Source organism: Methanobrevibacter sp. (genome assembly GCF_017940815.1).
Lineage (GTDB): Archaea > Methanobacteriota > Methanobacteria > Methanobacteriales > Methanobacteriaceae > Methanocatella.
In genome coordinates this window covers 1-17,085 of the sequence record NZ_JAGAXX010000011.1, presented here as the reverse complement: position 1 = coordinate 17,085, position 17,085 = coordinate 1, and the positions used below count along the sequence as shown (strand labels likewise).

Sequence of the window (17,085 nt, the reverse complement as noted above, 5' to 3'; positions counted from 1 at the left end):
CCTATAATTCCATTATTCTTTTAAGAATTTCCTCTTCATCTGATGAATTTGAAGAAATGCTTGCGATATATCCGTAATATTCCTTGATGAAATTCTTGGATAGCCTTCCCTTTTCAGTCAGAGCGTACTCTGTTGTTTTTGGCTTGTCCTGAATTACTTTCTTATCGATTAATCCTGCCTCTTCAAGTTCATTCAGTGTTTGGTGCAGAACCTTTGTTGAAATTTCAGGCAGGTTGTTATTGAAGTCCTGAAAGTGCTTGCTTCCCAAATGCAGGTCAGTCAACACACAGATTGTCCATTTCTTTCTGAAAAGAAAATTCAACTCTTCCATTGTTGAAGTTATTTCATCATTCATACATTATCTAAATTTTAAGATACTCTAATAAATAATTACTACTTACCTGGAGGTAATATAATTATAGTCGTTTTCCAAGCTCATATGCCTCGTCGGGATATCTTGAAAACTTGGTCATTGACGGTGTTCCACAGCCATAACCTAGAATCCTGCCGCAGTCTTCAAGATTGAGATATCTGACCAATGTGTCGTAATGAGCCTCCAACGCATCAAATGTCCAATCATCGGCATTATATGCAACTGTCAAAAGTGCAGATTTTAGGCCTTTCATTTGAATTGAGGAGTTTCTTGAGCAGAACCTGTCAATCAGTATCTTGAGTTGTGCAGACATTCCGTAGTAGTACAACGGTGTTACAAACACCAACATGTCTGACTTCAATATTTCCTCCCTTATCTCATCCATATCATCGCTTAAGATGCATTCACCCTCATATCCGCAGTGAATGCAACCTGTGCATGGAGCAATATCTGAATGTGCCGCATCGATTTCAACTATTTCGTGACCTACCTCTTTTGCGCCTTTCACAAAGCTTTCTGCAAGCATGTTTGATGATCCTTTCCTGTTCGGACTTCCTTTCAATACACAAATTTTCATATAACCACCTAGGTAATTAATTGTTTACAGTTGCAACATTTATATTTTATGATTAACATAATATCAAATAGAGGTATTAAAAATGAAAGATACAATATTAGGTTTTGGAGCGATGAGACTTCCTCAAACAGATGCAACTGACCCGAAAACCATCGACATGGAAGAGTTCACCGACATGGTCGACTACTATATGGAACAAGGATTTGACTATTTCGACACATCATATGCATACCATGACGAAAAATCAGAAAAGGCACTTAAAAAGGCTTTGGTTGAAAGATATCCTCGCGAATCATTTAGAATATGTGACAAGATACCAACATGGCTACTTACAAACGAAAAGGACAATGACAAACTTGTAAATATTATGCTTGAACGCTTGGGAATAGAATACTTTGACGTATTGCTGATTCACAACATCAACAATGTATTCATCAACATTGCCGAAAGCTGCAATAGCTTTGAGTACCTTCAAAAATTAAAAGAAGAAGGAAAAGCCAAAAAAATTGGATTCAGTTATCATGACAAGGCAGACCTGCTTGAAGAAGTCCTTGAGAAATACGGCGACATCATTGATGTGGTGCAGATACAACTAAACTATCTTGACTGGAACAGTCAAACAGTCCAATCCAAAAAATGTCATAAAGTATGTGCCAAGTATGGAGTTGAAATAATTGTGATGGAGCCAATCAAAGGCGGAACCTTGGTTAATGTTGCAGATAGTGTTAAAGAGCAATTTCAGGATTATTCAGATGCAAGCATTGCAGAATGGGCTTTGAGATTCGCAGGTTCACAAAATAATGTGAGCATCGTCTTAAGTGGAATGGGCAGTTTGGAACAAATGAAAGAAAACTGCGAGACATTTAATGAATTTAAACCAATCACACGTGACGAGCACAGATTCCTGATGAAAATGGCGCGTGAAATTAAAAAGACCTTGGCAATTGACTGCAGCTACTGCGGATATTGTGTCAAGGAGTGTGAAATGGGAATTCCAATACCTGACCTCTTTAACCTGTACAATGGTGAAAAAGTTTATTCCCTAGTATCAAATCATGCAAATTACGGTACAATCACCGCAACAAAAGCACCTGCATCCGCATGTACAGAATGTGGAAGCTGTCTGGACATATGCACCCAGCAGCTGGACATTCCAGAATTATTAAAAGATGTTTCCAAATTATTTGAAGGGATTTGATTCCTCCAACTTATTTTTGTATTGTTTCAGAATTTTGGTTGTATGCTTTTGCAACAGCCTTCCATTCGCCATCCATTTTCAACATGAGCAAAACGTTGGTGAAATCGATTCTTCCACCCCAGCTTTCCTCAAGAACCCTTACGACAGCCAAAGTTTCCTCTAAAAGTAGAACATCTATTCTTCCCTTAAATTCATCGCCTGCAGCAACGCTGTCAACATTATCATAGAACTGTTCAATGGAGCCGTGTTCCAAGTCACCATCAAGATAACCGAAGAGCACCGCTTCATCGACGAATAGTTCCCTTGCATATTTGCTGTTACCTTCAGCCACACTTTTCACGAATTTTTCAGCTGCCTTTTCGACAGCTTCATATTCACTAATTTCAGATCTCATGATTATTTGTTTTTGAATTGTCAGTTAAAAAGAATCTGTAATTTTAAAATTACTTAATTGATTTATATTTAAGATTACAAAAGTAGTCATATGAATATTGAAGACATTTGTCCAGTTAGTGACTCATTAGACTTTTTCAGCAGAAAATGGGTTTTGTACATATTGATGGACATGTTTAGAGGAAAAAAGCATTTTACAGACTTTCAAGAGTCAAATCCGGAATTGAGCAATCACGTTTTATCCCAAACATTGAAATATATGGAAGAGGTTGGATTGATTACAAAGGAAACCGTTGATGAGAAAACAAGGAACAAAACCTATTATAAATTATCCGATAAGGGTTTGAAAACAAATAAGATATTGTATGAGTTGAGCGTTTACTCATTGAATGAACTGGAATGCAGCAAGCTAAATGAAAATGTTAAAAAAGAGATTTTGGAAAATTACACCGATAGCTTATCTCTCAATGATTAAGTCGACATAACCTCCAAGATATTTTTTGAAAATCCTGACGATTGGTCCGATGATGATAGCTGAGATTACGGTTCCTTCACGAACCCCTGCAAGATATCCTAAAAATATGAAAGATAAACTAGCTGCAATTATTACAAATGAAACATCACAATAAGGCTTGATTTTACCGAATTCCTTTTTGAAAGCCTTTGACATTGCAACAATGAAACCATCCCCCGGAAGATAGACAACTTCGGTCTTTATCTCAAGCAATATTCCAAAAGCCATCACTGCACAACTTACCAACAGCAAAATCATCTGAGATATGTAATCTGTAGGATTCAGGAAATTGACCAGCATCAATGTGAAATCCATAAAAAATGAAACCAATGTTCCGATGATAATCTGAAGATACTGTCTTTTTTCAAAATCCTTCCTTAAAATCAAAATCTGTATTGCAATCAGCAGAAGATTAAAGAAAAAGCATGTTGTGCCGACACTCAAATTGGAAATCAGGCTAGAGACGTATGGAATGCAAATCAGAGGAGAGGTTCCCAAATTTGCCTTGATGGATAATGATGCCCCCAATGAAATGAAAAATAGTGATATTAAATATATAACATACCTATTAATATTTTTTACATTAACATTCATATCACCTACTTTAATTTTGGAAATATTTAAATGTTTCCTAGGAAATATTATATCATAATGAAATTTAGAAACATATCCGACTTGTCCAATGAGGATTTAAAAGAGGCACCATTCGAATTCCTGATAATGAAACTAAACGACATTTGCCTTGTCAGCTTAAACAGAAAATTGAAGGAGCTTGACTTGACAATAAACCAGGCAAATTTCCTTGTTGTCATAAACACAGAAGAGAAACTGCCACAATCCTACATTTCACAGCTATTGAACATTCGTGGAGGAAGTGTCACAAAAGCATTGAAAAGGCTTGAGGCAAAAGAATTGGTCAAAATATATCCAAATCCTGAAAACAAAAGCAAAAACATTGTTGAAATTACCAACAAAGGCAGAAAAACAACAAAAGAATTTAAAACGATGATTGAAAATTTAGAAAATGAGATATTTGAAAAATACAGTGATGAGGAAAAGGAAAAATTAAAGATAATGCTAAGGGATATAGCAAAGGGATATGATGAATTGAATTACTGATTCATCTTCAATACGATATCAAACTTAGCGAATTCTGTCTCTTTTAAAAACTTGTTCATGTCTTTATCCAATTTACGGGCCAAATCAAGGACAACCTCCAGGAAATCATCAAAATCATCTCTAGATTGGGAATCCAAACCGTGGGCAAGAATTGAATTGTTCCTCTTTTGAGTCATGTTCTTGATCTTGTTTTCATTTTCAACATAGTATTTACCCAAATCGTCACCCAACTCGTTTAGAAGCAAAAAGTCCATTGTAAGGCCTATTCTGATTTTACCATCTTCGAGGGTCTTTTCAAGTGTGTCAATGAAATCTTTTGAAACATTGTTTTCCAAAAGGACTGAAACATCGATGTCTGAACTTTTAATGTTGTAATTGGACAATTTTATTTGAGCAATCAGTTCAAATGAACGGTATAATCTTGCAATTGCATCGTCATACTTGTATTCATCAGCCTTTCTTATTGAATTGTTGATTATGCTTGCAAGAATATAGCAATTTTTCAGGTTTAATGATCTGGCATTAACAATGGTTCCCAATGCCTTTATGTTTTTCTTAAGGTCACCTCGAAGCTGTGAAAGTTCAAAAAGATTAGTGTCAACTTCCTTCAAGTGATTAAATGCATGTTCAAATTCCATATTGTCCCATGCGTAATATGCCTTGCACAGGTGCATCAATGAATCCTTATGAATTGAGGAATCAACAATGTAACCCAATATGTCAACACATGACATGAACCTGTGGGCATTGAAATAGTTCCTGATTCTCATCAGTGCAAACTTGTCGTAAATCTTGTAGAGGTTCTGATAGTTTATGATTTCGGTTCCGGCAGACACTTCACCGGTAGCCCTATCACCTCCAACAGAAATCAGATCCTTGCTATAAAACATTCCACAGCAGGCCATTGCGGCAGACATTGTCTTTGTTCCTGATGTGTAGTCCATAATTATTTCATACTTCTTGTCTCCACTCTGGTAGTCCATTTCCCATATCTTTGACTCAAAGACTTCAAAGCAGGCATTGAAATCATCAATCGCTTCAATATTGGCAATTTGATAATCCTCACCCTCAATGAACTCGTCATGGTCACGCTCAAACAATTCCTCAATATACTTAATAGTGTGTTTGGATTTGTCTGATGCAAAAAACACAACGTAATTAGGATATATCTTGTTAATTGTTGAATATAGCTTTTGGGCAAGCAATTTATATCCGGATTCATTGGAATCTGAATTGATTCCTGTACCCACAATCATGAATAATGCAATTTCCTTTCTTTTCATAAGTATCCCTGTTTAATATTATGCTATTGAAGTTAATATATTTTTAAAAAAATATATCAATCCATAATCTGTTTACTTTTTGTTTCAAACCTATCATTTATTGTTTTTGCCAACTTCAACCATCTCGTCAAACCATTCAACGATTTCAGGATCTGCATGGTCAAAGAAAAGGCTTGAAGCACTATCCAAGTTCATTATCTCCAGCACGTCCTCCTCATCAAGTGCAAAGTCAAACACGTCAATGTTTTCCGCCATCCTTTCCTTGTGTGATGATTTGCATAAAACGACGACACTCCTTTCAATCAGCCATCTCAAGATTACCTGAGCGACGCTCTTGTCATATTTTTTACCAATTTTAATTAATGTTTCATTGGCAAACATTCCATTCTTCCCTTCGCCAAAGGGAGCCCATGCTGCAATTTGAACACCATTCTTCTCCATGTTTGCCTGTGCAGCGTATTGAGCATTCAATGGATTTGTTTCTACCTGGTTGATTGCAGGAATCACCTTTCTTTCAAATAAGCAGATGTCAGTCAAGCGGTCAGGATAGAAGTTAGAAACACCTATTGCCCTAATCAGTCCTTCTTCGTAAAGGTCTTCCAAAGCTCTGTAAGCACCATAATAATCTGAGAATGGCTGGTGCAGCAACACCAAATCAATATAATCAAGACCCAATTTTTCAAGTGATTCCAAAACTGAAGCCCTGCATTTCTCATAACCGTAGTTTTCAATCCAGACTTTTGTGGTTATGAACATTTCCTCGCGAGGAATTCCGCATTCTGCAATAGCTTCTCCAACTTCCATTTCATTGAAATAGCTTTGTGCAGTGTCGATTGATCTGTATCCCACATCGATTGCATCAAGAACTGCCTGTTTTGTCTCTTCTGGAGGAATTTGGTATACTCCAAATCCTAAAATGGGCATTTTCACGCCATTGTTTAATGTTAAATATTGCATCGTTTCACCTAGTATATATTATGTTAAGACCATATTCAAATATTTACTAAAGAAAAATAATAACAATGTTATAAGAAATTCATTAAAAAAAAGAAGATTAATAAATAAAAATTTATTTATTAATGGAGTTTATAGCGCTTTGTGCACCTTGTTTTACAAAACCGCTTTCATCATCAAGCAATTTTTCAAGTGCAGGAATAGCTTTTTCATCACCGATGTTTCCAAGCGCCCATGCAGCTGCCCCTCTTACTCTCCAGTCTTCATCTTCTAAAGTTTCAATTAACGGATCAACAGCAGGTTCACCCATACGGGAAAGTGAAGTGGATGCTTCCCTTCTTACCAATTTGTTGTTGTCATGTAATGTTTCAACTAATGCCGGAATAGCTTTAGGGTCATTGATTGCTCCTAAAAGAGTTGCAGCATTTAATCTGATTTGTTTTTTTCTGTGAGATAATGCATCAATTAATGGATCTAATGCTTCATCTGCTCTTAATTCCAATTCTCCAACTGCATCCTCTACAACAAAGTCGTCTTTATCATTCAATAATTCGATTAATTCATCAATGCTTCTTTCCATTTTTATCCCTCGCAAATTCAATAAGGAATTTTATACCCTTATCTATGTAGTTATATAATATTATAACTTTGGATATATAAAAGTATTTCGATAACATACGAACAAATTTTTTTCAAAAGCAAAATTGCATATATACTAAACATTCAAATTATTAATATATTAAAAATTTACAAGGGAAGTTAAATGTATAATCTTGCAATAATTGGTGGAGACGGAATAGGAAACGAAGTAATGGAATCATGCGAATACCTGCTCGACAAGCTGAACTTGGAATTTAGTTTCAAATATGGGGAAGCCGGTTTTGACTGTTTTAACAAGAACGGAACCACATTACCCGAAGAGACAATAAAGATAGCCAGCAAAAGTGATGCAGTATTGTTTGGAGCATCAACATCAACACCTGGCCAGCCAAGCCCCATAATAAACTTGAGAAAGGCACTGCACGTTTATGCAAACATCAGGCCAATAAGATCATACAAGGGTGTGAACTGCCTGCGCGATGACATCAACTTCGTGATTGTCCGTGAAAACACCGAAGGATTATATTCCCAGGTCGAGTACGGCGATGATGAGAAGATGATTGCTGAAAGGCACATAACCCGTGAGGCATCTGATAGGATTTCAAAAGTGGCATTTAACTTATGCATCAAAAGGGAACAGAACAAGGTCACCTGTGTCCACAAGAGCAACGTATTGAAAAAGACCGACGGCGTTTTCAAGGAAAGCTTCTACAATGTTGCAAAAAACTACCCTCAAATACAAACCGAAGACTTTTATGTCGACGCAATGGCAATGTATCTTGTAACACAGCCTCAAAACTTTGACGTGATTGTATCCACCAACCTCTTCGGAGACATATTGTCAGATGAAAGCGCAGGGCTTGTCGGAGGCCTTGGACTTGCACCATCAGGAAACATTGGAGACCATAACGGATTGTTTGAACCTGTCCACGGTTCAGCGCCAGACATTGCAGGAAAGAACATTGCAAACCCTTGTTCAATGATACTGTCCGCAGCAATGATGCTTGACTATCTCGGAGAATGGGACGTTTCAAATGACATCAGAAATGCGGTTGAAAAGGTAATAGCCGAATGCAAGATAAGAACTCCCGACCTTGGAGGAGACGCCTGCACAATGGATGTGACAAAAGCTATCGTTAAGGAGTTAATTTAAATGTTGAACATCACTACTTTTCTAGACGCAAACTCAAAAAGATTGGATAAGAATGTATTATACAATCCAAGCACTGGAGACAAATACAACTCCAGCGAACTGCTGTCAATCGTTTCTGAAATTGGAAGGAACCTGAAGAGTTTGGGAATCTGTAAGGGAGACCGTGTTCTAATATATTTAAAAAACTCTGAGGAATATCTATTGTCACTGTTTGCGATTTGGAGAATCGGTGCGATAGCCATCCCGACCAACAGAGTCATGACAAAATCAGAACTGGAATACATAATAGGTGACTCCAAGGCAAAGCTTATGATTACAGACAATGATGCACCGGACATTGACATTGACACCTACATTCCAGAAAACATATCCAGTTATAAGAACTGTGAAGTGCTGCCTGCGGAAAATACCGATTGGGACGACCTATGCCAATTGCAGTACACCTCCGGAACAACAGGACAACCAAAAGGAGCAATGCTCACCCATGGAAACTACTTCACAGCAATCCACAACGAATGTGACGTGTTGACATTAAAGCAGGATGATGTATTCTTGGGAATCTATCCAATGGCACACGTGGGATTGTCATGGGCGATTGCAGCATTGAGAGCTGCCGCATATTACATTTTGATTGAGCAGTTCAATCTTGATGAGTACCTTGACCTATGTGAAAACGAGAAGGTTACCATCTTGACAGGAATGCCACCGGTGATACACTCACTAACAACCATCAATGCCCAAAAGCAGTTGAAGGCAGTTCGTGAAATCATTTCAGGCGGAGGACCACTGCACAAAAAGATTTGGAAGGATTTCCACCAAACCTACAGGATACCTATCATTAACGCTTACGGATTATCAGAAACAATAGTTATAGGAACAGGAACAGTCATCAGGCCTGAAGACTATCGTGAAGCTGACCGTTTTGAAAGTGTAGGCCATCCGGTTTGCTTTTCAGAAGTTAAAATCGTTGATGAGGACGACTCCTCAAAAATCTTGCCTAACTATGAGCAAGGTGAAATTGCACTTAGGGGACCTGCAGTTGCAAAAGGCTATTGGGGAAACGAGGAAAAAACCAAATCAGCATTTCTTGATGACGGATGGTTCCTGACAGGAGATATAGGATACCTTGATGAGGACAACCGTTTATTCATCACCGACCGTAAGAAAGACATGATTGTAATGAGCGGATGGAAAATCTATCCAACAGAAGTGGAAGAAGTTTTAATCAAATACCCTGCAGTTAAGGAAATTGCAATATTCAGCATCAACGACTGTCACAGAGGAGAGATTCCAGTGGCTGCAGTCGTTTGGGAAAATGAGGCTGACGATGAGGGATTGATCAATTACGCACGTGAAAACCTATCCAGATATAAAGTTCCTAGAAAAATATTTGCACTGGAAGAGCTTCCAAGAGTAAACGGATGGAAACTGCTCAGAAGAGAATTAAGAAAAATGTTTAAGGTTTAAAAAAAAGAGTTTTTAAAGAATGAAGCTAGAATCAAATGATTCTAACCACATTAATTCAACAAATTATCTTTAAAAATGATTTAAACTTATAAATTTTACTGCAATTATAAAATTAATAAAAAAATAGTAAAATAAAAAAAGTATAGAATCAAAAAATGATTCTAATCGTCAAAAATCATGGTTCCAATGCCATTGGTGGTGAAGATTTCTAAAAGCAATGAGTGTTTCTTACGCCCATCGATAATGTGGCATGACTTAACACCATTTTCAATAGCCTTAACACAGGTTTCTATTTTTGGAATCATTCCACCAGTGATGACACCTTCCTCAATCAATCCAGGAACTTCTGAAATTCTAATTTTCTGAATCAATGAAGACGGATCGCTAGGGTCTCTTAAGACACCTGGAACATCGGTTAAAATAATTAATTTTTCAGCGCCAACAGCACTTGCAACCTCACCAGCTGCAGTGTCAGCATTCAAGTTCAGACTGTTTCCATCAACATCAATACCAACAGGAGATATTACAGGAATGTACTCGTTTTCTAAAAACATTTCAAGCAGGTCAGTGTTTACACAGTCAACTTCACCCACAAGACCTAAGTCAACAACTTCCTCATCGATTTTACTTGCACCTTTCCTATGTGCAAATATCAAACTTGAATCCTTACCTGACAAGCTTATTGCATCACCATCATGTTTGATGAGTTCTGATACGATTTCAGTGGATATCTTACCTACAAGAACCATTTCAATGATTTCCATGGTTTCCTCATCAGTTACTCTTAAACCTTTGATGAATTTTGATTCTTTTCCGAGCTTATCCATTGATCTTGAGATTTCAGGACCTCCACCATGTACGATTAATGGTTTCATTCCGACATATTTGAGTAATACTGTATCACGAGCTGTGGAGGACTTTGCTTCATCATCAACCATTGCATGTCCACCATACTTAATTAAAATTTTTTTATCATGAAACTTTTTGATATATGGTAAAGCTTCGATTAAAACATCAATATCTTTCATTTTATCACTACATTTAATATTTAACTTAATTGTTTATAAGCTTTAGAGTCAAATTTTGATTACAAAACAATTTATATGCCCTTAAATCATAACAATTATTATGTCAGAGATGAGTGAACTTAAAGATTACTTGATAAGTTTAGGTGCAAGCAAGGTCGGTTTTGCCGATGTCAATGGTCTTGCAAGTGATTTTGTAGATTTGCCAAATGGAATCAGTCTTGTTTTAAGAATTCCAAAGGAAACCATCCAACTAGTCAAGGAAGAGGAATATGAGAAATATTGGAAGTCATTTCATCGCCAGATTGGAGAGTTAACAAGAATATCCCATAAGGGCGAAAGATACATCAAAGGTCTTGGATATGATGCATTTGCTCTGACAATGAAGCGCAACGAATGTGACATGGAGAAACTGTTAAGCATTTTACCTTACAAAACCATAGCAACTAAATCAGGTCTCGGTTGGATTGGAAGATCTGCATTATTTGTTACACCGGAATACGGCTCAGCAGTGGCATTGGGAGCCATCCTAACCGACATGCCACTTGAATTTGGAGTTCCAATCACCGATTCGGAATGTGAAGACTGCACAAATTGCCAGGAAGCATGCCCTGTTGATGCAATAAATCCTCAAAAATGGAACGACCGATTGAATCGTTCAGACATCATCGATATCGAAGCCTGCAGCGAATACATTATTGGCCAATACAAAGCAGGACTTGGCTGCACAAAATGCATGAGCGAGTGCAAGCTGACACAAGAATACCTAAAAAGAGTTTGAAAATGTATTTAAGAAATGCCGATGCAGAAGAAGCTTTTGAAATATTGAAATTCTATCGGGAAGTGATTGAGTCAATCCGTGACAGCGACTTCCGGCCCAAATGGAATGACCTTTATCCCAACCTAGAATTCATAAAAAAATGCATCGAAAAAGAGGAACTGTACATATGCTGCGAAAATAACATCATCATCTCTTCAGCAATCCTGAACAATACCTTCGATAACGATTACAGCCACGTCAAATGGCTTTTGAATGCGGAACCTGATGAAATAATGGTCGTGCATACTTTTGCAATCAATCCACAATGCATAGGTAAAGGCTACGGAAAAAAGATTTTTGAAGACATTAAAAGTATTGCACTTGAAAATAATCAAAAAACAATCAGGATAGATGTTATCAATGGAAATATCGGAGCTCAAAATGTCTTTAAGAAATTTGGATTTGATTATATTGATACAGTTGAAATCAACCACTATGCAGCAGGATTAGAAAAATTTCATTTATATGAGCTTGTTTTAAAAAAATAGAATAGGAGTTGAGACTCCTATAATCCACATTTGAATTTGAATCTGTACTCTTGATTTACAATTTCCATTCCTTCAAATGAACCTTTTAAGATGTCTGCAACTTTTTGCAAGTCTTCTGCAGTTATTTGACTACCGTTTGCAACAGGTGAGAAAAAGGTAATCTCATCGTCGGTTATGAGGTAGTTCAAGAGTTTTGTATTTTCTTTTTGATACTTTTCGACAATTGCTAAAATTTCTTCTTCTATAACTTTATCTAGGTTTGCCATAATATCACCTTAAACAATAATTAAATGAAGAACTATTTAAATCTTTATACTTTAATCTACATATTGACAAGTGGAAAGTAACTTTATTGTAACAAAGCAAATAATTTTAAAAAAATAATTGATTAAATTAATAATTAACTAAATTAACTATAAAATTATTAAGTAAACTTTTAATTTCTGAGAAGATAAACACCGGTCAAAAAACTCCATGCTATCAATGTGTAAACTGAAAGCCTCTCAAGCACAGGCATGTAAATGTTATCCATGCTGAAAAACATGATCCAAAAGACAATAATTCCAAGAACTCCCAAGGAAAGAGTGACCTTCTGATATGAATCAAATTCACCCATGGACCTTGAAATGAGGACAAGCAGTATGTTTCCACCCAAAATGGCCATGACCGCACCCAACGTATGATAACCTGATGTCAACGGGTTGCCGCCGTGAATCAATGCAACAATTATAACTCCAATGGAAGTTATGAAGGTCAAAATATAGCATATTCTTTTGTTCTTAATGATAAAATCAATGAACCTGTAGAAATTACCAAAAAGTAATGTCAATCCGATTACAATAAAAGCGGAATTCATAAGCCAAAACAATGGAGAGTTTCCATTTGGAATTCCAAGTTCTGAGATTGTGTGGAAAATGTAAGTATTAAAAAAAGAAGAATTGAAAAAAGTTGCAGAAATGGCTTCAGCAAGAATGTAGTACAAACTGCCTACAATAAATACAATTCCGGCAACTTTAGACTTCATGATTAGAATCCGAATTTTTTATTGAAGTATTTTTCTCTTAACTCAAAGTTAAGCTCTTCAATATCTGCACCATCAATGCATCTTTTAAGTAACTTGAAAGAAGTCTTTTTAGGAATGGTGACATGCTTGATATGTGACTTGTTCCAAATCTTGTCAAATCTTTTCTTCAAGCTGCCAAACTCTAATTTTTCAAGCACATTTCTTAAATTGATAATGTTTGCTTCATTGATGATTTCATAGCTTGCGTAGCTTTGTGCATCAAGTGAAATAGGATTCAAGCCTAAAATGAAATGTTGCAAATCATAATCTAAGAATGATTCATAATCCCCATCATATGCATAAACATGCGCTTTAGCGGATAATGCCAATCTGAACACTAGGAATTGATTGTTGATTAAAGCTCTTGAGATGATTTCATCACAGAAGTTCAAACCTGTTTCAATGATTCCTGCAGAAGATCCTGCAACATAGGTTTCATAGTCTTCGAAACTGAATTGAATCAATGCAAACATGTACAGATCAATCCAAGCATTTTCATCCAAGAATTCATGTGCCTTATCAGTTAAATCAACATCATATGATTTTTTAACGTCGTCTGCAGGTTCAGCATCATCATTTCCATTCAATACAGGCAATACTCTTTCAACAAGTTCCTGCTTTTTACCTGAGACTTTCAAGCCGTTTTCTCTTAAGATATCTTTTAGTTCGGCAACTGTGTATTTTTTAGATATTTCTTCAGCAGTCATTGCGCCATTGCCGCCTTCAGCTGCCACTTCACTAACATCACCTTCAAGATATCCTTCCTTGACCAAATAGTCAATGCATTCCTCAGCAGATGAGAATGTTCCGAAATTACCTTCATTGAGGATATCTTCAAGTTCATAACCGCTATTTAAAAAGTTCAAAACATTAAATATTTCTAATTTTTGTTCACTCACTTAAACACCTTTTTTGCTTCATCAGCAATACCTTGAGATTGCCGACTGTTATAATCAAGCTTCCGATTAGGAAAGCATATAAGTTTGAAATAAATATCAGAATAATGGCCATTCCTATAACTGTGACCATTACCATTAGTAATATATCTTTTTTAGTTAATTTAATGTTTTGCTTATAATATTCCTTATTTGCCATTATTGAAATGTAGAAAATCACCAATGAAACAATCATCAACACGGTTGCAAATGTCGGATTGACCTCTTCACTATGAATAAGCTCCAAAGCAACAGTTACAAGGTTGATGCTTATTACAATAAAGTAATGGCTGAACATAAGCCTCAAAGACCTTTCAACACGCATGTGCTCCATCAGATTATGTATTTGGATTACATATGAACCGAACATTGTCAGAACTATGAAGAAAACCAGAATCGGAATCAAAGTGAAATTGTTGACATCAAAGAAGTGTGTCAGGCCCACAATGGCCTCACCGAAAGTGATGATTGTGAGAAGCTCAAACCTTTCGGCCAGATGCGGAAAGCTGATGATGCTCTTGTCGAAGTGCCCCCTGATGAAGAATGGAAGGAATGCACCTCCCAAAACTGCAGCAACATCAAGCAGCAAAACATAGAATGGATTCAAATTGAATATTATTGCCAATATAGCAACCAGATATATTGTGCAGACAATTGAAAGAATTGTTATTGAGTTCCCCGCTGCACCCTGCAGGGAGTTTTCCCTTCTTGCCTGAATCGCATAAAGCACAACAACCGTTAGAAGCATTATGAGCATTGCAAGATTGAACGTGAATGACATGGAGGTCCAGTTTGGAGAAATTGTGTTTGCCATATAGATTACCGCAATCATGTTAACGCAGACCAGCAGATAGTCATGCCACTCCCACTCCCCATAACGGTTCACGTAATTTGTAAAGTAAAGCCAAGCCTGAAGAATAACAAATGAAGTGATTATGTATGTGAAAAAGTTGTATGGAGGGATAATTCCCCCGACAGGCTCAGAAACCAAAGCTGTAAGCTTTGATATTGCATATACAAAAATCAAGTCATAAAATAATTCTATCAATTCAACTGGTTTTACCTTTACTTCCATGAATTAAAGTTTATTATTGATATAAATTAACTTTTTCCAAAATTCTGAACAATAATTTAAAAAAAATAGAATGCTTAAAACATCAGCTGCTTTTCAATCATTTCCATCATAGGATTTACATCATCTGAAAGATTTATTTCAGTGACCTTTTTAGGAGACCTTTTTTTGGAAGCATAATATGCCTGTGCAAAACTCATACTAATAAACACAACATCTTCAAAATCCAATATGAACTCTTCATCAGATAAGTTGTTAATTTTGTCAAATAACTCTGTAGCAGATTGATTAAAATCCAAAGCAGAATTTATTTCATCTTTGAGTTTAATAATCATGAATAACACCATTAATTTTATAATTGTTTACTTTTTGAGGTTCAAGCAACTCATAAATATTTTGAACTTCATATTTATTTAATCTAATTGAAACCAATGTCCCATTAAATTTATGTTCCTCCCCCAATAAATAATACCAATATTTTTCACCAGTTATATGCACACAACCATTCCTAGAAACAATTAAAATTTCGCCATCATTTCCTTCAGCAACTAAACGAACAATAGTCCGTAATCCATTTCCTCGTTCATATGCGGTAGTTGAAACTGTTGAAAATGTACCGATAGCCTTTTCAATAGCTTGATAATCATTTTCAAAATCAACATTAGATTTTTCAAATAGTCCCGGAATAGACAAACCATCATCAATGACAGTGACATCTAATTTCTTATGATTATGATGAAATTTTGAAAGAATAAAGCTATCTACTTCCACATTACCAATATTTGAATGATCATATACATTATTTGCTAACTCAGATATGATGTGCCTTAAAACAAAATAGCTTCCATATTCTGAATCCAATTTTTCGACATATCTACTGAGAAAATCAGCCTCATCACTTTCGTTTCTAGATTTTGGCAATCCGGAAAACAAAATATCTTCCATTAAGATATTTTCCAAATATTCAAAAGCATTTACATTATTGTCAACTTTAAAGTTTTTGTTTTTACATTCGCACAATAACGGAAGAATTGCTGTAGGATTAAATTTTAAGTCTTTCAAATCAATTTCATCGCCATTTTTACTATTTATAATTTCTTCAAATTCCATATAATTATCAAACAGATTTTTAAGTGTTATGAAAACACCACCTAAACATTCAATAATTAACCAGAATGTGAAAAAATCCGGATTTAAACAACATTTAAGTTAATGAAATTAATTTAGTCAAAAAAGTATATAAAATAAGCAGTTACAGATAAAAACAATTTTAAAGAGTCAAAACAATATTTTAAACTCATACAATAAATAATTTAAAAAAAGAAAAAAAAAGATTTATGGATTGCATGCCTCGTCAGCAGCACCCATAACAACGCTAACTTCCTCTGACAGATTGATTTCTGAAATCTTTTTATCGGATTCATACTTAGCGGTATAGTATGCCTGTGCAAAATTCATTGTAACAAACATGACTTCCTTGAAATCAATGATAAAGTCATCTTTTGGAATTTTATTTAAAATATCAACCAGTTCGACTGCGTCATCACTGGACTCCAAATGAGATCCAAATTCAGCTCCAAGATTAATCATCATAATTAACACCTACAACAATATTTAAAGTTCATCGTTAATATAATTAAATCATATGAAAACCTGTCCAAAATGTAAGAGAGAATTGAAAAAGGTATTCCATGGTGAACCCGATGACGAATTGGCCATTGAATCAATGAACGGTGAAATAATAATTGGAAATTGCTGTGAAAGCAATTATAATTATTACTGTGAATACTGTGACGAATTTTTCATCATTTAGAGACAAATGTGAAAAACACCAAGTCAACATCACCGGTATTTGCCATGCTGTGGGATGAGCCTTTCGGACATACGTGACATACTCCGGGCTTCAATTCCTCTTCAACACCATCGCAAAATGCTATTCCTTCGCCACTCACAATATAGTTGACATCATGATTGCTTTCCTGAATATGAGGCCCTATTGAGGAACCCGGAGGAATGATGCATTCAACAAATCTTCCAACTTCATTTACTTC

At 35.9% G+C, this 17,085-nt stretch carries 24 protein-coding genes; 8 read left to right on the top strand and 16 right to left on the bottom strand.

Annotated features, from left to right (window positions below; all coding sequences use genetic code 11):
- Position 1: 1 nt before the first annotated feature.
- Positions 2-355 (bottom strand): helix-turn-helix domain-containing protein, encoded by a 354-nt coding sequence (locus tag ILA26_RS01780; protein ID WP_292893420.1) that lies wholly within the window; start codon positions 353-355, stop codon positions 2-4.
- 61 nt (positions 356-416) lie between these two features.
- Positions 417-950, bottom strand: a complete 534-nt coding sequence (locus ILA26_RS01775) for a flavodoxin family protein (RefSeq protein ID WP_292893417.1) — start codon at positions 948-950, stop codon at positions 417-419.
- Between the two features lie 82 nt (positions 951-1,032).
- On the opposite strand from ILA26_RS01775, the gene ILA26_RS01770 reads away from it, so the two are divergent.
- Complete coding sequence (locus ILA26_RS01770; RefSeq protein ID WP_292893415.1) at positions 1,033-2,148, top strand: aldo/keto reductase; 1,116 nt, start codon at positions 1,033-1,035, stop codon at positions 2,146-2,148.
- Positions 2,149-2,158: 10 nt separating this feature from the next.
- Here ILA26_RS01770 and ILA26_RS01765 read toward each other — a convergent pair whose 3' ends face one another.
- Positions 2,159-2,542 carry a nuclear transport factor 2 family protein gene (locus tag ILA26_RS01765; RefSeq protein WP_292893412.1) on the bottom strand — a complete coding sequence of 128 codons (384 nt, stop codon included), beginning with the start codon at positions 2,540-2,542 and terminating at the stop codon, positions 2,159-2,161.
- 90 nt (positions 2,543-2,632) lie between these two features.
- Here ILA26_RS01765 and ILA26_RS01760 point away from each other — a divergent pair, with 90 nt between their 5' ends.
- The gene (locus ILA26_RS01760; RefSeq protein WP_292893409.1) at positions 2,633-3,016 is read left to right on the top strand and encodes a helix-turn-helix domain-containing protein; all 384 of its coding nucleotides are present in this window, start codon (positions 2,633-2,635) and stop codon (positions 3,014-3,016) included.
- On the opposite strand, the gene ILA26_RS01755 is transcribed toward ILA26_RS01760, so the two are convergent.
- On the bottom strand, positions 2,999-3,649 hold the full coding sequence (locus tag ILA26_RS01755; protein ID WP_292893406.1) for a DUF6198 family protein: 651 nt from the start codon (positions 3,647-3,649) through the stop codon (positions 2,999-3,001). The two genes, ILA26_RS01760 and ILA26_RS01755, sit on opposite strands and share 18 nt — an antisense overlap.
- 57 nt (positions 3,650-3,706) lie before the next feature.
- Here ILA26_RS01755 and ILA26_RS01750 point away from each other — a divergent pair, with 57 nt between their 5' ends.
- Positions 3,707-4,174, top strand: a complete 468-nt coding sequence (locus ILA26_RS01750; protein ID WP_292893403.1) for a MarR family transcriptional regulator — start codon at positions 3,707-3,709, stop codon at positions 4,172-4,174.
- Here ILA26_RS01750 and ILA26_RS01745 read toward each other — a convergent pair.
- From ILA26_RS01745 to ILA26_RS01735, 3 genes are all read right to left on the bottom strand, one after another.
- Positions 4,168-5,457 (bottom strand): TIGR02710 family CRISPR-associated CARF protein, encoded by a 1,290-nt coding sequence (locus ILA26_RS01745; protein WP_292893400.1) that lies wholly within the window; start codon positions 5,455-5,457, stop codon positions 4,168-4,170. The two genes, ILA26_RS01750 and ILA26_RS01745, sit on opposite strands and share 7 nt — an antisense overlap.
- A 93-nt stretch (positions 5,458-5,550) precedes the next feature.
- Positions 5,551-6,414: an aldo/keto reductase gene (locus ILA26_RS01740; protein ID WP_292893397.1), complete on the bottom strand. Its 864-nt coding sequence runs from the start codon at positions 6,412-6,414 to the stop codon at positions 5,551-5,553.
- 112 nt (positions 6,415-6,526) lie between these two features.
- Complete coding sequence (locus ILA26_RS01735) at positions 6,527-6,991, bottom strand: HEAT repeat domain-containing protein (protein WP_292893395.1); 465 nt, start codon at positions 6,989-6,991, stop codon at positions 6,527-6,529.
- 183 nt (positions 6,992-7,174) lie between these two features.
- On the opposite strand from ILA26_RS01735, the gene aksF reads away from it, so the two are divergent.
- Positions 7,175-8,164, top strand: a complete 990-nt coding sequence (gene aksF / locus ILA26_RS01730; RefSeq protein WP_292893392.1) for a homoisocitrate dehydrogenase — start codon at positions 7,175-7,177, stop codon at positions 8,162-8,164.
- The gene (locus tag ILA26_RS01725; RefSeq protein ID WP_292893390.1) at positions 8,165-9,631 is read left to right on the top strand and encodes an AMP-binding protein; all 1,467 of its coding nucleotides are present in this window, start codon (positions 8,165-8,167) and stop codon (positions 9,629-9,631) included.
- 161 nt (positions 9,632-9,792) lie between these two features.
- On the opposite strand, the gene argB is transcribed toward ILA26_RS01725, so the two are convergent.
- Positions 9,793-10,659 (bottom strand): acetylglutamate kinase, encoded by an 867-nt coding sequence (argB, locus tag ILA26_RS01720; RefSeq protein ID WP_292893387.1) that lies wholly within the window; start codon positions 10,657-10,659, stop codon positions 9,793-9,795.
- Between the two features lie 100 nt (positions 10,660-10,759).
- Between argB and ILA26_RS01715 the strand changes: the two genes are divergently transcribed.
- Together ILA26_RS01715 and ILA26_RS01710 are read left to right on the top strand one after the other, a co-directional pair.
- Positions 10,760-11,437, top strand: a complete 678-nt coding sequence (locus tag ILA26_RS01715; protein WP_292893385.1) for a reductive dehalogenase domain-containing protein — start codon at positions 10,760-10,762, stop codon at positions 11,435-11,437.
- A gap of 2 nt (positions 11,438-11,439) precedes the next feature.
- Entirely contained in the window at positions 11,440-11,964 is a 525-nt protein-coding gene (locus ILA26_RS01710) for a GNAT family N-acetyltransferase (protein WP_292893383.1), read from the top strand.
- 17 nt (positions 11,965-11,981) lie between these two features.
- Here the strand turns inward: ILA26_RS01710 and ILA26_RS01705 are convergent, their stop codons facing one another.
- The 7 genes from ILA26_RS01705 to ILA26_RS01675 form a co-directional block, all read right to left on the bottom strand.
- Entirely contained in the window at positions 11,982-12,230 is a 249-nt protein-coding gene (locus ILA26_RS01705) for a hypothetical protein (protein WP_292893381.1), read from the bottom strand.
- A 170-nt stretch (positions 12,231-12,400) separates the two neighbouring features.
- The gene (locus ILA26_RS01700; protein WP_292893378.1) at positions 12,401-12,988 is read right to left on the bottom strand and encodes a DUF998 domain-containing protein; all 588 of its coding nucleotides are present in this window, start codon (positions 12,986-12,988) and stop codon (positions 12,401-12,403) included.
- A gap of 2 nt (positions 12,989-12,990) precedes the next feature.
- On the bottom strand, positions 12,991-13,926 hold the full coding sequence (locus tag ILA26_RS01695; protein WP_292893375.1) for an SAP domain-containing protein: 936 nt from the start codon (positions 13,924-13,926) through the stop codon (positions 12,991-12,993).
- The gene (locus ILA26_RS01690; RefSeq protein ID WP_292893372.1) at positions 13,919-15,037 is read right to left on the bottom strand and encodes a low temperature requirement protein A; all 1,119 of its coding nucleotides are present in this window, start codon (positions 15,035-15,037) and stop codon (positions 13,919-13,921) included. Before ILA26_RS01690 ends, ILA26_RS01695 begins: the two co-directional genes overlap by 8 nt.
- Before the next feature lie 74 nt (positions 15,038-15,111).
- Positions 15,112-15,369, bottom strand: a complete 258-nt coding sequence (locus ILA26_RS01685) for a hypothetical protein (RefSeq protein WP_292893369.1) — start codon at positions 15,367-15,369, stop codon at positions 15,112-15,114.
- The gene (locus ILA26_RS01680; protein WP_292893366.1) at positions 15,359-16,144 is read right to left on the bottom strand and encodes an ATP-binding protein; all 786 of its coding nucleotides are present in this window, start codon (positions 16,142-16,144) and stop codon (positions 15,359-15,361) included. Before ILA26_RS01680 ends, ILA26_RS01685 begins: the two co-directional genes overlap by 11 nt.
- A 225-nt stretch (positions 16,145-16,369) precedes the next feature.
- Positions 16,370-16,627 carry a hypothetical protein gene (locus ILA26_RS01675; RefSeq protein ID WP_292893363.1) on the bottom strand — a complete coding sequence of 86 codons (258 nt, stop codon included), beginning with the start codon at positions 16,625-16,627 and terminating at the stop codon, positions 16,370-16,372.
- Between the two features lie 52 nt (positions 16,628-16,679).
- Here ILA26_RS01675 and ILA26_RS01670 point away from each other — a divergent pair, with 52 nt between their 5' ends.
- Entirely contained in the window at positions 16,680-16,847 is a 168-nt protein-coding gene (locus ILA26_RS01670) for a hypothetical protein (protein WP_292893360.1), read from the top strand.
- Here ILA26_RS01670 and ILA26_RS01665 read toward each other — a convergent pair.
- The coding region (locus tag ILA26_RS01665; RefSeq protein ID WP_292893357.1) for a cupin domain-containing protein at positions 16,840-17,085 on the bottom strand (246 nt) is incomplete at its 5' end. The genes ILA26_RS01670 and ILA26_RS01665 overlap by 8 nt on opposite strands.

Excerpts from the sequence above, each read along its gene's own strand:
- ILA26_RS01780 (WP_292893420.1), bottom strand. The coding sequence starts at position 355 with ATGAATGATGAAATAACTTCAACAATGGAAGAGTTGAATTTTCTTTTC.
- ILA26_RS01775 (WP_292893417.1), bottom strand. The coding sequence starts at position 950 with ATGAAAATTTGTGTATTGAAAGGAAGTCCGAACAGGAAAGGATCATCA.
- ILA26_RS01770 (WP_292893415.1), top strand. The coding sequence starts at position 1,033 with ATGAAAGATACAATATTAGGTTTTGGAGCGATGAGACTTCCTCAAACA.
- ILA26_RS01765 (WP_292893412.1), bottom strand. The coding sequence starts at position 2,542 with ATGAGATCTGAAATTAGTGAATATGAAGCTGTCGAAAAGGCAGCTGAA.
- ILA26_RS01760 (WP_292893409.1), top strand. The coding sequence starts at position 2,633 with ATGAATATTGAAGACATTTGTCCAGTTAGTGACTCATTAGACTTTTTC.
- ILA26_RS01755 (WP_292893406.1), bottom strand. The coding sequence starts at position 3,649 with ATGAATGTTAATGTAAAAAATATTAATAGGTATGTTATATATTTAATA.
- ILA26_RS01750 (WP_292893403.1), top strand. The coding sequence starts at position 3,707 with ATGAAATTTAGAAACATATCCGACTTGTCCAATGAGGATTTAAAAGAG.
- ILA26_RS01745 (WP_292893400.1), bottom strand. The coding sequence starts at position 5,457 with ATGAAAAGAAAGGAAATTGCATTATTCATGATTGTGGGTACAGGAATC.
- ILA26_RS01740 (WP_292893397.1), bottom strand. The coding sequence starts at position 6,414 with ATGCAATATTTAACATTAAACAATGGCGTGAAAATGCCCATTTTAGGA.
- ILA26_RS01735 (WP_292893395.1), bottom strand. The coding sequence starts at position 6,991 with ATGGAAAGAAGCATTGATGAATTAATCGAATTATTGAATGATAAAGAC.
- aksF (WP_292893392.1), top strand. The coding sequence starts at position 7,175 with ATGTATAATCTTGCAATAATTGGTGGAGACGGAATAGGAAACGAAGTA.
- ILA26_RS01725 (WP_292893390.1), top strand. The coding sequence starts at position 8,165 with ATGTTGAACATCACTACTTTTCTAGACGCAAACTCAAAAAGATTGGAT.
- argB (WP_292893387.1), bottom strand. The coding sequence starts at position 10,659 with ATGAAAGATATTGATGTTTTAATCGAAGCTTTACCATATATCAAAAAG.
- ILA26_RS01715 (WP_292893385.1), top strand. The coding sequence starts at position 10,760 with ATGTCAGAGATGAGTGAACTTAAAGATTACTTGATAAGTTTAGGTGCA.
- ILA26_RS01710 (WP_292893383.1), top strand. The coding sequence starts at position 11,440 with ATGTATTTAAGAAATGCCGATGCAGAAGAAGCTTTTGAAATATTGAAA.
- ILA26_RS01705 (WP_292893381.1), bottom strand. The coding sequence starts at position 12,230 with ATGGCAAACCTAGATAAAGTTATAGAAGAAGAAATTTTAGCAATTGTC.
- ILA26_RS01700 (WP_292893378.1), bottom strand. The coding sequence starts at position 12,988 with ATGAAGTCTAAAGTTGCCGGAATTGTATTTATTGTAGGCAGTTTGTAC.
- ILA26_RS01690 (WP_292893372.1), bottom strand. The coding sequence starts at position 15,037 with ATGGAAGTAAAGGTAAAACCAGTTGAATTGATAGAATTATTTTATGAC.
- ILA26_RS01685 (WP_292893369.1), bottom strand. The coding sequence starts at position 15,369 with ATGATTATTAAACTCAAAGATGAAATAAATTCTGCTTTGGATTTTAAT.
- ILA26_RS01680 (WP_292893366.1), bottom strand. The coding sequence starts at position 16,144 with ATGGAATTTGAAGAAATTATAAATAGTAAAAATGGCGATGAAATTGAT.
- ILA26_RS01675 (WP_292893363.1), bottom strand. The coding sequence starts at position 16,627 with ATGATGATTAATCTTGGAGCTGAATTTGGATCTCATTTGGAGTCCAGT.
- ILA26_RS01670 (WP_292893360.1), top strand. The coding sequence starts at position 16,680 with ATGAAAACCTGTCCAAAATGTAAGAGAGAATTGAAAAAGGTATTCCAT.